This window comes from Prevotella sp. P4-98, from assembly GCF_002251405.1.
Taxonomy (GTDB): domain Bacteria; phylum Bacteroidota; class Bacteroidia; order Bacteroidales; family Bacteroidaceae; genus Prevotella.
The window spans coordinates 1-13,800 of the sequence record NZ_NPJC01000032.1 but is presented as its reverse complement, the minus strand read 5'-3'; the positions used below and the strand labels follow the sequence as shown (position 1 = coordinate 13,800).

The 13,800-nt window shown below is 41.6% G+C and carries 9 protein-coding genes, 1 tRNA gene and 1 pseudogene; 5 read left to right on the top strand and 6 right to left on the bottom strand.

What is annotated here, in order from left to right:
• Positions 1-2: 2 nt before the first annotated feature.
• Positions 3-2,561 (bottom strand): C10 family peptidase, encoded by a 2,559-nt coding sequence (locus CIK96_RS04960; protein ID WP_158214831.1) that lies wholly within the window; start codon positions 2,559-2,561, stop codon positions 3-5.
• A gap of 288 nt (positions 2,562-2,849) precedes the next feature.
• On the opposite strand from CIK96_RS04960, the gene CIK96_RS04955 reads away from it, so the two are divergent.
• From CIK96_RS04955 to asnA, 3 genes are all read left to right on the top strand, one after another.
• Positions 2,850-2,923, top strand: a tRNA-Arg gene (locus CIK96_RS04955).
• Between the two features lie 313 nt (positions 2,924-3,236).
• Entirely contained in the window at positions 3,237-5,669 is a 2,433-nt protein-coding gene (gene galA / locus CIK96_RS04950) for a beta-galactosidase GalA (RefSeq protein WP_254047080.1), read from the top strand.
• Positions 5,670-6,475: 806 nt separating this feature from the next.
• A complete protein-coding gene (gene asnA / locus CIK96_RS04945; protein WP_094390073.1) occupies positions 6,476-7,513 on the top strand; it encodes an aspartate--ammonia ligase in 1,038 nt (345 codons plus the stop codon).
• 105 nt (positions 7,514-7,618) lie between these two features.
• Here asnA and CIK96_RS04940 read toward each other — a convergent pair whose 3' ends face one another.
• The 4 genes from CIK96_RS04940 to CIK96_RS04925 form a co-directional block, all read right to left on the bottom strand.
• Entirely contained in the window at positions 7,619-9,469 is a 1,851-nt protein-coding gene (locus CIK96_RS04940) for a DNA polymerase III subunit gamma/tau (RefSeq protein ID WP_094439960.1), read from the bottom strand.
• 448 nt (positions 9,470-9,917) lie between these two features.
• Positions 9,918-11,000 carry a hypothetical protein gene (locus CIK96_RS04935; protein WP_144007409.1) on the bottom strand — a complete coding sequence of 361 codons (1,083 nt, stop codon included), beginning with the start codon at positions 10,998-11,000 and terminating at the stop codon, positions 9,918-9,920.
• Positions 11,001-11,003: 3 nt separating this feature from the next.
• A complete protein-coding gene (locus tag CIK96_RS04930) occupies positions 11,004-11,507 on the bottom strand; it encodes an energy transducer TonB (RefSeq protein WP_094439959.1) in 504 nt (167 codons plus the stop codon).
• Positions 11,504-11,887, bottom strand: coding sequence for a LytTR family transcriptional regulator DNA-binding domain-containing protein (locus tag CIK96_RS04925; protein ID WP_094439958.1), 384 nt, complete (start codon positions 11,885-11,887; stop codon positions 11,504-11,506). The genes CIK96_RS04930 and CIK96_RS04925 overlap by 4 nt, the downstream gene beginning before the upstream one ends.
• A gap of 284 nt (positions 11,888-12,171) precedes the next feature.
• Between CIK96_RS04925 and CIK96_RS13205 the strand changes: the two genes are divergently transcribed.
• Together CIK96_RS13205 and CIK96_RS04920 are read left to right on the top strand one after the other, a co-directional pair.
• A complete protein-coding gene (locus tag CIK96_RS13205; RefSeq protein ID WP_158214830.1) occupies positions 12,172-12,321 on the top strand; it encodes a hypothetical protein in 150 nt (49 codons plus the stop codon).
• Between the two features lie 95 nt (positions 12,322-12,416).
• Positions 12,417-13,574, top strand: a complete 1,158-nt coding sequence (locus tag CIK96_RS04920; protein ID WP_094439957.1) for a YcaO-like family protein — start codon at positions 12,417-12,419, stop codon at positions 13,572-13,574.
• Between the two features lie 6 nt (positions 13,575-13,580).
• Here the strand turns inward: CIK96_RS04920 and CIK96_RS13360 are convergent.
• Positions 13,581-13,800, bottom strand: a pseudogene (locus CIK96_RS13360) (IS4 family transposase); the annotation flags it as partial.

The window sequence follows — 13,800 nt, the reverse complement described above, 5'->3', positions numbered from 1 at the left end:
GCTTATTTCACAGCAACTTTCGTGCCATCTACCACATAGATGCCTGCTGCAACGGGAATGCTGACAGGTTGTCCTGCTGTTGCTTTAACTTCAGTCACCTTCTGTCCGTTTAGTTTGTATATATTGACAGTCTTGTTGCGGTCTGTCGTGATGTTGATTTGACCATGGTCACCGCGGATATAGGTTTTGCTGATATCCACCTTGCCAATGCCCGTGCCACCTTCGGCGCCAGCCACATAGGCTACGACAACAGAAGGATCTAATTGGTAAGCGTAACCAGGCATGTCAATAATAGGGAGTTGCCAATCTGGTAGTGATGTGGTGACTTTATATTCTACCATGCTGCCTGTGTTATCGTAATCGTTGATGCGGTCAAGTTGTACATAAATGGTTTTGCAACCTACTGCATCTGGTGTGTATGTTGCTGTCAGTTGGGTGATGGTACCGTTACCAGGGAACACAATCGTGTTTGAGTTCGTACCACCCCATGTGAATTCTTTAGCACTAAAACCACTAATATTCCAGGTGCCAGAGGATAGTCCGCCGTTGTTCTTGATATCGTACCGAACCACCAGCTTGTCGTCTTTCACTTTTGGAGCTTTTACTCTGTCATTGTTGTAATAGGCATCCTCTGTTTCAAACTCATTGCTGGCATTGGTTACAACTTGTACCAATTCGAGTTGTGGAATCCCAGAGGGTGTTGCAGTAAACTTCTTGGCACTGACCAGTTCGGTACCAGAATTTACATCTTTTACCCAAAGGTAGAATTCCTCAGCAGGTACTGGGATAGCCACCTCACGTATTGACTTGCCTTTAGCTGGTACGCTTACATAGACATTAACACCGTCTTCAGGACAGGTCTGATCTGTGCTGGTATAGACACTGAGCATACTGAATACATCATTGTCTGTTGCGTTGCTAACATCCAACTTAATGGTATTGCTCTTGCCTGATAGCAATTCGCTTTCTACGATTACCTCGGCGGTCAAAGGATATAACTGCTTGAGGCTGGTTTCTGTAGCCTCTACCGTATAGTAGCCCATGCTCTCCAATCCTGCTTCCTTCCAAGTGATATTGTCTTCACTATACACAGGGTAAATGGTGGTAACACCTACAGGGAAAGCGTAGTCTATTTTATAGGTATTGGGGAACCAGTAGTTTTGTTGGAGATTCTGAACCATTCTTGTGTTAGTAATCAGCTTCATACTGCCGTCAGCAGCTTTAATTCCCCAACCGCAATAGCCAGAGAATTTTTTCGGAGCTCTGTTGGTGAAGTAGTTATAGAATTCAATTTTGAAGTTGTCGGTAGCACTTGTTCGTGTGTCTTGGGTTATCGTGATCTTAGTATCAGTACTGATACCCGTGGCATATATCGGCTTGAGTGTTACCAGTGGTATATCCTCTTGACCATTATCGGGCATGATACCTATAATCATATCGCTACGTTGGTTATAACCATCGGGTGCATTACCCGAACCGATGCCGCCCTTCGCGGGATTGAGGATCGTGATGTCGAAATAACCATCTTGATAGCCGCCCCATCCCCAATTGATGTGGTACAGACCTTTTCCGTCAGAACCATCGCAGACAAACTGGTGTCCACCACTTGACGATTGTCCGCTGTAGAGAACAGGTCTTTTGGCTATGAGTTCATTGTCAATCAACGTATTCCATTCTTGCATGGAGAATGATTCGCGATAAACAAGCGCCATGAAGTCTTGGTCATAACCAAAATATTTAGACAGACGTTCCGGATTGACAAAAGCACCAGATGATGGGCCATAGTTCATCTGTACTGCTACTCCACAATGATACATGAGTTTGGCAACGGCATTGGCTTGGTCATCATTGAAATTTCCTGAGTTGTATTGTGGCAGAATATTGTCCCAGTCGTAGGTGCCATCGGTATCTTTGTTGATGCCGGGTACGTTGATGTTATAAGTACCTGTGGTATAGCCAGGAATATCTGCTTGTAGTTGACTGGGATACTTCCAATAACCCATCACCTGCGCCATGGCAGTTGCCACACATCCTGTGACAGCCTTGTTGACACCGTCGTATTCGGGACACATGCGGTTGTAGGGGTCGCCTTGGTTCCATTGGATGTTGCCCAAGAGTGGAGCCACGGTAGGTTGGGTGTAGGATGCAGATTCGCGTAGCGCCTTAGCTTCGGCAGCTGTGCGCAGGGCATGGGGATTGCCAGCTTTCACCTCTTCAACAAATTTCTGATAGGCGGTGATGAACTCGACGTATGCCTCAGGCAATGTGTCTTCGGTGTAGTTGCCTTGCTTGGCATAACCCACAATCTCAGGCAACCGGTCGTCTGCAGAGACGATGGTGTAACCCTTGTTCGTTCCGTTTTCAATCACATAGTAGGCAGGATCGATTCCGTTGGTCTTTTGAACCATTCTCGGTTGGGGCGACATGGCGTCCATGCTGATGCCCAATCGCTCGGCTTGTTGCTGTGCAATTTTGAGTGCTTGTTGGTAACTGCGTGGTCCTGCAAAAGCCATCAGTTGCACAAAGCACATGGCGAAGAGTAGGAGTAAATGTTTTCTCATAAGCTTACTATATTTATGGTTTATATGTTGTCGTCGGTTGTAATTATTTTGCAAATATAGCATGATTTTCTGAGATTTACAAGTCGTAACACCTGCTTTTTACGCTATGAAACATCTTTTTTATCAGATGAACTTGTTTTGAGCTGTTTTGTTGAGCCAATAAGATTGGTATGAGGGGAAAAATAATACACCGTAGTCAAAAGGATAGGCAGAAGTGAAAACGAAGGGTGAAATCCACCAGATAAATTTGGTAGTTCGCTCGCTTTTTAGTAATTTTGCACTCGCATTGGTTCCGTAGCTTAGCTGAATAGAGCGTCAGATTCCGGTTCTGAAGGTCCAGGGTTTGAATCCCTGCGGAATCACTAAAGAGCATGACTTATCAGAAGCCATGCTCTTTTTTAGCTATTTATACCTACGTTCAACAATATCGGCGGTATAATACTTTAATGACCGATGTTTTGAAATGACAGGGTGTTGTTTATCCATAACTATTTGCATTATTTTGCAGTTTTGCGTACTATATTGTCTTCAATTCGTAGCATTACCAATAATTCCTTATCTTTGCAGAAAATAATATTGGATTTCATCCTTCCATTTCATGGCGAGAAAACGAAGGGTGAAAGCCCACCCTAAAATGATATAATCAGAAATAGAAACAATCAATGACGAAAAACAATGAAGATAAGAAAATGGTTACTCTTAGCTGTCGCCAGTATGCAGATGACTGGTGCCATGGCTGACAACGTACGTGAGAAGATTCTCATAGACGAAGGATGGAAGTTTGCTTTTGGAAATGCTGCCGACCCTGCCAAGGATTTTGGCTGTGGTACTGAGTATTTCAACTATCTGACGAAGGCAAATTCCATACATAACGAAGGTCCGTATGCTCAGAAATTCAACGATTCCACCTGGGTGTCTGTCACTATTCCTCACGATTGGGTGACCAATCTGTCTTATGCTCGGAATGCAAGTCATTCGCATGGTTATAAGACTGTAGGATATAAATTTCCAGAAACAAGTGTAGGATGGTATCGTAAAACTATCAGTATTCCTAAGGAGGACTTGGGAAAGCATATCGCCATTCAGTTTGATGGCATCTTCCGTAACGCACAAGTGTGGTTCAACGGATTTTATATGGGAACGGAACCGAGTGGCTATGCTACACAGGTGTATGATGTGACAGAATATGTCAACTATGGAGGCGAGAACCTCATCTGTGTGCGTGCTGACGCAACATTAGAGGAAGGATGGTTTTATGAAGGGGCAGGTATCTATCGGGATGCTTGGCTGTTGAAGTCTGCTTCCGTAAGTGTGGCACCGTTTGGCACTTTCGTGTTTGCCGATATCAAGAAACCCTATGATGCTGCGGTGGTTCATGTGAAAACTGAGGTCAACAACCATTCGCTTGAATCGCAGCAATGCAGTGTAGAGCAACGACTGCTGGATGCAGAAGGTAAACTGGTGGGAAAGGCTGAAAGCGTAAACCTTAGTCTAAACGCCAAACAGACCCTTGGTTGCGAACAGACCATTGCTCTCGACCATCCGCATCTGTGGTCAACCGACGACCCTTATATATATAAGGTGGAAACTACGGTAAAGGTGAATGGCGAAGTGACAGATGTCTATGAAACGACAACGGGTATCCGTGAAGTGGTGTTTGATGCTCAATCGGGTTTCATGCTTAATGGAAAACCCATCAAACTGAAGGGCGTCAATATGCATCAGGATCATGCTGGGGTAGGGGCTGCTATTCCCGATGCTTTGCAGGCTTGGCGCATCAAGAAGCTCAAGGAGTTTGGCTGTAATGCCTATCGTGCTTCACATAACCCCATGACACCTGCCTTGCTCGATATTTGTGATAGAGAGGGACTGTTGGTCATCGACGAAAACCGTTTGACCGGTATTAACACAGAACACTTGCGCTTGCTGGAGAACATGATTAAGCGCGACCGAAACCATCCGTCAGTCATTCTGTGGAGTGATGGTAATGAGGAGTGGGGAATAGAAAACTCCGTACAGGGCACACGTATTGCTGCTGCCATGCGAGAATATACCCGACTGCTCGATCCTACACGTCATTCTACTATTGCCAATGCCGGAGGTTCGGAGATGATTAAAGGACTGGATGTGGTTGGCTTTAATTATATCGTGCAAAACGATGTGGATAATAGAAAAAAAGCTAATCCTGACTGGAAAATCGTGGGCACAGAGGAAACAACAGGTTGTGGTACCCGTGGGGTGTATTTCGAATCAAAAGAACAGCCCGGACACATGGTTAGCATAAACAGAGGAACAAAACCTGGCGTGGAAAACGTGATAGAGCGCGGGTGGAAATTCTATGATGAACGCCCGTGGGCTGCCGGTCTTTTCTATTGGACAGGATTTGACTATCGTGGCGAACCTAATCCGCTGGAATATCCCGCCCATGATTCTGAGTTTGGTATCCTTGACTATTGCGGTTTCATGAAAGATGAGGCATGGTATCTGAAATCTGTATGGACTGACGAGCCTGTGTTGCATATATTCCCACACTGGAATCTGCAAGGACATGAAGGTGAAACCGTCGAGGTTTGGGCGTATAGCAACTGCGACGAAGTGGAACTGATAGTGAATGGAAAGAAACTGGGACGCCAGACCATGCCCAAGAACGGTCACCTGAAATGGCAAGCTGTTTATCAGCCCGGAAAGGTTGTGGCTATTGGTTATAAGAATGGTAAACGTATGCTTACCAAGCAAGTGGAAACTACCAAGCCGGCTTATAAGATTGTGATGAAAACAGACCGTCAGACGATCAGTGCAGACGGACGCGATGTGGCTGTTGTCACAGTAGAAGTGCAGGATGCTAAGGGACGTATAGTGCCCGATGCTTGTCCGATGCTGACGTTTAAACTTGCAGGTGATGGCAGAATACTCGGTGTAGGAAATGGAGATCCGTCTTATCTTGGCGCTGACCATCCTCATCATAACGACTGCCATGAGTTTAGCATTCCTGCATTCAATGGACTGGCGCAGGTGATCATCCAGAGTTCACGCCATTCCTCTGCACTGCAGTTGAGCGGCGAAGCCAACAAACTTAAAGCTGGAGAACTGACAATTAATACTAAATGACTGAACTTTCGCATGTGGGGAGGTTAAGGGAAGTTAGGGGAAGTTAGGGAAGTTAGGGAAGTTAGAGAGAAGTTAGAGAGAAGTTAGAGAGAAGTTAGAGAGAAGTTAAGGGACAAATGTCCGACGTCTTACGGCAAAAGGCTATTGTCTCTTAACTTCCCGAACGACCGTAGGGAGTGATAACTTCCATTTTATGGCACCTTTTCTCGCCATGACAGAATTAAAGCGAGCTTTATTCTGCTCATTTGGCTTAACGAAAACGTTCTTTAACTTCAATCAATTCCCTCAGTTGCGCATGTAGGGAAGTTAAGGGAAGTTAGGGAAGTTAGGGAAGTTAGAGAGAAGTTAGAGAGAAGTTAAGGGACAAATGTCCGACGTCTTACGGCAAAAGGCTATTGTCTCTTAACTTCCCGAACGACCGTAGGGAGTGATAACTTCCATTTTATGGCACCTTTTCTCGCCATGACAGAATTAAAGCGAGCTTTATTCTGCTCATTTGGCTTAACGAAAACGTTCTTTAACTTCAATCAATTCCCTCAGTTGCGCATGTGGGGAAGTTAAGGGAAGTTAGGGAAGTTAGAGAGAAGTTAAGGGACAAATCAGACGGAAACACAACGGCTTAGCATAGGATGATGTAAATACCTGTCATTTGTCAATTCGAATGCCGTTCATTGTGGCAATATGTCGTCAATATGCATTAATTATAACGGAAATAGTATCATTGTGTAAAAATATCTGGGCTTTTTGCTTGCAATTTAATATAAAAGTAGTACCTTTGCAGAAGAAATAAAGAAAATGCATAAAAAATGACCAGACTTATTAAACCTATAGTATATCAGCCACTGCTCGATGTGAAACACACCGAACAGGGTATCAAGCTTATCAAGGAGTTCTTTCAGCAGAATCTATCTACTGAATTAAGACTCCGCCGTGTCACAGCTCCTTTGTTTGTTTTGAAAGGACTCGGTATCAACGACGACCTCAATGGTGTGGAGCGTGCCGTTTCGTTTCCTATCAAGGATCTTGGCGATGCTACGGCAGAAGTTGTTCATTCGTTGGCTAAGTGGAAACGCCTTTCGCTGGCAGAATACAAAATAGAGCCGGGATATGGTATCTATACCGATATGAATGCTATCCGTGCCGATGAGGAACTGGATAATCTACATTCGCTCTATGTCGATCAGTGGGACTGGGAGGCTGTTATCACTCCAGAACAGCGCACTGTGGCTTATCTGAAAAATGTGGTAGAGCGCATCTATGCAGCTATTCGCCGTACGGAATACCTCACCTGTGAGACCTACGATCAGATTAAGCCCTTCCTGCCTGAGAAGATTACCTTTATCCATGCAGAAGAACTCTTGCAGATGTATCCAGACAAGTCGCCGAAAGAGCGCGAAGATGCTATCTGTGAGAAATACGGTGCGGTGTTTATCATAGGTATCGGTGGCGTACTCTCTAACGGAGAGAAACACGATGGACGTGCACCAGACTATGATGACTGGTCAACAATGGGCGAGAACGGACTGCCGGGACTCAATGGTGATATTCTGATTTGGTATCCTGTATTGGGTCGTTCGTTTGAGTTGTCGTCAATGGGTATCCGTGTGGATAAGGAAGCCTTGTTGCGACAGTTGAAACTGGAAGGTAAGGAAGATCGCGAGCAACTCTATTTCCACCGCAAACTCTTGCAGGGCGAACTGCCATTGAGCATTGGTGGTGGTATCGGTCAGAGTCGCTTGTGTATGGTATTGCTTCATAAAGGACATATCGGTGAGATACAGGCTTCGATATGGCCCGATGATATGCGCGCCGAGTGTAAGGCACTGGGCATGCAGTTGATATAATTCGAAACAGGCAGGCCTGATGTCCCTGTTGGGACGTCGTGCTTGCCTGCTCGATTTGCTTAGCGTCAGTAGTTAGAGGCCTGAGTCGTTTGCGATAAATAATGCTTAGGCCAATTCAAGATTCAACATGTCCCGCAGTTGCTTGACTGCGGGATTATCTTTTTCCATTTCTTCGTATTGCTCACGACGGGTCAGAGAACGCTCTTGTTCGTCGAACTCTGCCAAAACGATGTTGAGCGTAATCTTATTGTTTTGCAGATGCAGTTTCAAGGTGTTGACAATACTGCCTTTGATCTGCTGCATCTGTTCCATGACCAACTGGTTGTCCACCGTCACCTCTATCTGTGGCAATTCTTTAATGACCGGTGTCATGTTCTTCATGCGAGTGGCAACGGCACTGTATTGCTGGGGCATGCGGTTGCACATGGCAATCCATTCGCGAGTCAGGTCGGCCTCGGTGAATTCGGCTTGATCCTGTGTTGCGGCGCTTGTTGCAGCTTGCTCGTTGACCAAGACATCGGTCATCGGAGCCTTGTCGGTGTCCGACTGTTTGCGCAGATTGTTCCATGAGAAGCCAACGGCAGTTTTCAGCCGTGGTCGGTTTGCTGTATTGTAGGTAGCCACCTGCTGCCTGGGCTGGGGAGAGGCAGTCTGCGTCTGTTGCAGAATCTTAGGAGTGGGTACAACATTCGTAGCGGAAGAAGTCTGCTGTGAAACTCTTCCTGCTGCCGATGCTGTGGATGCGGCAGTAGCAGCTGAGGCCACCTGTTGAGCCTGCTGTGTGGGTTGCGACTGCCGTATCAAGTATTTGAACAGGGATTTCAGTCTTCTGGGCCTACGCCCACTGCCAGCCCCCTCGGCGGGCTGAGTCAGCTGAGCCACCTCGATGAGCGTCAGTTCTACCAGCAGTCGTTTGTTGGAAGCCTGTCGGTAGTTGATGTCGCATTGGTTCATCAGGCGCAGGGCACTATAGAGGAAGCGCAAGTCGCAACGCTGTGCCTGTTGCTGCAGACGCTCCCGTTGTTGTTCGCTTGCCTCAAGCAAAGGCAGGGTCTGTGGGTCTTTTGCCATCATCACGTTACGCACGTGTTTGGCAAGCCCCCCTATCAATAACCCGCCATCGAAACCATGGGCAATAATCTGGTTGGCAAGCAACATGATTTCGCTTACTTTGTTTTCGATGGAATAGTCTATAATCTTGAAGTAATAGTCGGAGTCAAGCACGTTCAAGTCTTCTATCACTTTCTGATAAGTGATATTGCCTTGGCAGAATGATGTAGCCTGGTCGAAGATGGAGAGTGCGTCGCGCATACCGCCATCAGCCTTTTCTGCTATCACCTCCAGAGCCTGCTCTTCATATTGTATGCCCTCTTTCTCAGCCACCGATTTCAGATGAGCAATGGTGTTTTGCACGGTCATGCGCTCAAAGTCGTAGATTTGGCAACGGCTGAGAATGGTAGGCAGAATCTTATGCTTCTCGGTGGTTGCTAAGATAAAGATGACATGTGCCGGTGGCTCTTCCAGTGTTTTTAGAAAAGCATTGAAGGCAGCGGTAGAGAGCATGTGCACCTCGTCGATGATAAACACCTTGTATTTACCAACCTGCGGTGGGATGCGGGTTTGCTCCATGAGTGTCTTGATATGCTCTACCGAGTTGTTGGAGGCGGCATCGAGTTCGAAGATGTTGAACGACCGTTGCTCGTTGAAGGCTTGGCAACTTTCACAGTGTCCGCATGCCTCCCCGTCTTCCGTGGGAGAGAGACAGTTGATAGCCTTGGCAAAGATACGTGCGCAGGTAGTCTTTCCTACACCTCTCGGACCGCAAAACAAGTAGGCGTGAGCCAGTTTGCCGCTCTTCACAGCATTCTTCAGCGTAGTGGTCAGTGCTTGTTGTCCCACTACGGTATCGAATGTGGCAGGGCGGTATTTTCTTGCCGATACGATATATTCTTCCATGTGATTAATAGATTTCGCACACAAAGGTACGATTAAGTGAGCAGAATACAAAAAGAAATACCAAATTTCTTTTTGGATTCTCGAACGTGAGTACCTTGGACCTTCAGGTCAGAGGTACGATTAAGTGAGTGAAATTCCAAAGAAAAACACCTTTTTCTTTTTGTACTTCCGAGCGGAAGTACCTTCGACCTTCAGGTCAGCGGTACGAATAAGCGAGAGAAAAACCAAATAAATTTGTGTTTTTCCGAATGTGAGTACCTATGACAGATAAGTCAAAGGTATCAAAATAACTGTATGCGTAAGCGGTGTTATACATTCGCCTACGACTTTTATCCTAAATCGGTCATTATAATACGACACGCATGACCATGGATTATTATATTTCTAATTGCCGATTTGAGCTATTGAAATAGTAATGCTCACTAATATCTCTAGGGATTAGTATAAATTATAGTCTTAGACTTTTTTCTTTTAGTTTCTGTTTAGCTGCGGAAACCATCTCCTTGTTTTCTGTACTATCTTTAAGTTTTTCTGAGTATTTTAGAAAAAGTGTATAGTAATGTATTACTTTATCTTCAATTCCTATTGTTTCATACATTTGGGCTATATTATAGTATGTAATCGGATTGTTGGATTCATAGAGTGAACTATTCTCAAAAGCTAATGCTGCTTCTTTATATTTGTGGCTTAAGAAATATCCTTCTGCAACACCCTTATAAAGTGTGGAGAGCATCACGCTATCTGGAGTTTGTAATTTAATAGCTTTTTCCAAAAAATCAACTCCTTCTGTGCCTAATCCAATAGATATACATATTTTCCCCAAATGGTATAAAGAAGGGAAATCTTTGTTGTTTTTAAATTTTGTTGCTTGTAATAAATAATCGTAGGCTTCACTATTCTTTCCTAAGTTTTCAAGTGAAATCCCTATAATAAACGAAGATTCGTAATTCTCAAAACCATTTTTTTGAAGTTGCATATAAGAATTATAAGCTTCTTGGTAATTTCCTGTTAGATAAGAAGCATATCCAAATTGCCTCAAAACAGGCATGTTTAAAGAATCTTTTTGCAAATACCTTTGGCAGATGTCTATTGTCTTGGAAAAATGATTTATAGTGTTGCAATAAGTCGCTAATGAGACAACTACTTCGCTGTCATATGGATTCAATGTTATAATACTATCACCATAAAATAGTAATGAATCAGAATTTGCCAAATTACGGTACGAAAAAAACAATGAACGTAAATCTTCATATTTTAAACTGTCTGTGGGGAAAGTTCTTAATATGGAGATACATTCTTTATAGTGTCCAATATGTTTGTGGGCATCAACTAATTTACGAGCGACTATTAAATCCTCTTTGATCTTATATAACTGGCTGTAATATAAGACGGCCTCATTATAATTAAATTCGTTTACGCAACTATCTGCCTTTTGCTTTAATCTTTCAGAACTTATGCTGTTTTCTGCCATACAAGTAATCGGCAAAAAAGCTAATAATAAAACAAAATATTTAGAAAAAGAATTTTTCATAACTTAATCAAAGCGTTTTATGTTGTTGAAATTTACAGGCAAAATATAACTTATGCTTACAGGAGTCCCATCTGCCAATTTTCCTGGTGTCCATTTTGGACATTTTTTTAATAGCAGTACGACTTCTTTGGCAAAAGCCTTTTGCTCAGGTTCTGATATTATTTTTATATTATCTATAGTACCTTCATTTGTTATGACAAACGATACTACAACTTTAGCTTTTTTTGTTTCATAACCAGTAGGATATGTTAAATTTTTAGAGACCCATTCTAAAAACTTAGAGAATTCATACTTACCATCGAATTTTGGTGATATAGCTTTTTGTGGTAAAGCTTCCACTGTCGGTAATTCTTGCTTGTACGATACATCTGATTTCGTTGTGCAAAAGTATAGAATTATAGACATACAAACTATAGTAAATGATGCTGTTATAATATATTTTCTTAAAGTCTTTTGCCGTTTATTACCAAGGAAATAAACGTCGTTATTGTTATTCTTATTATTCATAATAACCTCCTAGTTTTTAAAATTGTTTCTATCATCAACTTTAATGATTTTAAAGCATCTCGAGACGCATTGAGTACAAATTCACCTGGATTTGATGAACAAGAAAGAATTAGCTCTTGAGCAGGTATATTTATACTATATATGTATATGCTATTTATAATTAGACTCTTTCCTAGACGTATAAATGTTTTGGATTCCAGGCCTAACTGAGTTTCTAATTGCTTCTCAAAAGAAGAAAGATTAAATGAAAACATATGCTTACGACCATCAATTAATACCATAGTGGAATAACTGCCATCTGATGATATATACATGATGTCAGATGCTGTGATTCGCACTAAAACATTACTATTTGACAATATAACATAATTATGGTCCATTTGGATATATTCTTAATTTTCTGCAAAAATAAAACATTTTTTTGTCTTTCTAAAAAAATATATAATATATTTTATTGTTGTTGGTGTTTATTTTGCAAAATGCATAGTTTGTTTTACAAAATAAGCTGGATAAAACTTTTAAATTAGATTTTGTTGTTTTTGTAAAACAATAGATGGATTTTGCAAAATGCATTTTAAATATCATTTCTTATTTGTAAAAATGAAATTACTTTTGCAAAAAATGTCGGAAATAGTTTCGGCATTAATTTAATTATAGTAACAATATGAAAACAAAATCAATGGTGCTCAAAGCACAAGAGTTAACTCCAAATGAGTTGGAAATTATTGAAGGTGGTGTGAATGAAAGTGATGTGGATAAAACTTACGATGGTGGTACATTGGAAGAGATAATTTGCACACCTAAGGATAATTAAATCTTGGGACTTATTCATTAGGGCACTAAAATTTAAGCAAATCTGTGTATAATTTTATATATGGATTTGCTTTCTTTTCTTAAATTTTAATTTCAATGAAACAATATAAGGCAACTACTCCGATTCATACGGTTAGTAAAATCAGAAAAATTCTTTCCAATATTGGAATCTTACTCTTGGAACGACATATGATACACGACAAATTTAGCTCATGTCGTGTAGTAATAGGAAATGATGGACTTGGAAAATTAAATATTGGAACAAATGGCAAAGGACGTACGTTCGAATATTCTTTGGCAAGTGGATATGCCGAGTTTATGGAACGCTTAGAGAACCATTTACTGCTTAATTCTAAGAAAATGTTGACGGATAAAACTTTTAATATTTTTGAAGTCGCAAAAAAAGAAGAAAAAAAATCGGGGTTTCTTTATGATCAAAGAGAGAAAAATGTACCATTTAGTGATATATCAAAGACTTTCATGGAAGAAATCATTCGTATGTGTGGCTTTAATTCTGTTAATGAATTAAATGCTAATATAGCTCAGAATGCATCGAAAACGAAGCCTTTGGTCATTCCTTTCTATGATGTGAAAAATAAAACGGTGATAGAAATACCTATTGAATTTTCCCTATTGCTAACAGGTTCTAATGGTATGGCTTCTGGAAATACTCCAAAAGAAGCGATCCTTCAAGCACTATGTGAAATTTTTGAACGTTATGTAATAAGTGAGATATATTGGAATGAATATACACCACCAACTATACCATTATCATTTTTTGCCGAAACGGAAATTGGCAAAATACTAAGTCTATATCAGAAAGAAACGGGCAATAAAGTGATAGTAAAAGATTGTTCTTTGAATAAAGGCATTCCTGCTATTGGTTTAATCATTATAAATGAAAATGAACAACTATACAATTTTAAGATAGGGGTTGATTTTGTTCCAGCCGTAGCCTTAGAACGATGCTTCACGGAAATTCATCAAGGAAGAAATTCTTTTGAGGGGTTACCCTTTGAGTTTGTTAAGACAAAGGGTGTTGATGCAGCTGAAAAGAAATTTGTAGAAAGAAATCTAATCAAAATATTTATTAATGGTTCTGGTTTTTGGCCAATATCTGTGTTACATGGAGAAGAGAGTTATAGGTTTAAAGAATTTAATCACTTATTGGGTGAGAGTAATGCTTATGATTTGAAGTATTCGCTAGATCTTATCGAAAAAATGGGATACCATGTATATATACGTAATCACTAGTGTCCACTAAATAAATTTAAGACTTAATTCTCTTACAGTTTGTAACTTCTCGGCAGGTTCGCTTTTGCCGAGCAAATCTACGAGAGGGGTTCTGTCCAACAATGAGACAGATAAAATTCTTAACAAATCATACATTTCCATATTCAATTTCATTTTTCGTTCAACAATCGCAACCAAGCAATATGCAATGATTGCACTATACAATTGTATCTTTACAGCATTTTCG